General features: G+C 39.6%; 1 pseudogene. It reads right to left on the bottom strand.

From position 1 onward, the window contains the following. Positions 1-17: 17 nt before the first annotated feature. Positions 18-473: pseudogene (locus BFU02S_RS16180) on the bottom strand (IS66 family transposase zinc-finger binding domain-containing protein); the annotation flags it as partial. Positions 474-502 lie beyond the last annotated feature (29 nt).

Genomic DNA, 502 nt, shown 5'->3' with positions numbered 1-502 from the left:
TTAATGCAACACTAGTGATCATAGATGGCTTTGGCAAGTACGCTAGGACTTGCGATACTACGTTGAATGGGAGCTTGTGGCGCTTTACCACGTTTAATTTGTGCTTGATGAAATGCATCGCCTTTACAATTTTTACATTCAAAAGCATGTTCAAAGTGTTGGACTTTCTTTATTCTCGCAGGAATAAATTCTGCTTCTTCGCGTACGACGGTACTGCCAATTTCATTCATTTGTCCTTGGCAACAGTCACAGATCGTATTTTCAGGGTGATGGTGGACAGCTTCTATTTCAGTACCATCATGCAATGAATCATTTCGTTTTTTCTTTTGAACCTTTCGAACAACAGTGTAAGAAATCGTCTGTTGGCTTTGTTCTCCTGTGTGCTCAGGTTCATTAAAAGACGGGTCATCTTCAAATAGTGACACTTGCCCGTCCGGTGTATTGTATTTCGATTTTTCGGTTTTTGATCCATATTTTACCGAGTTTTTTCAACTCATGTTTG

The organism is Neobacillus fumarioli NBRC 102428, assembly GCF_001591485.1.
Lineage (GTDB): Bacteria > Bacillota > Bacilli > Bacillales > Cytobacillaceae > Neobacillus > Neobacillus fumarioli.
Note: the sequence above shows the minus strand (reverse complement) of the source record. Positions and strands in the feature narration are given on the sequence as shown.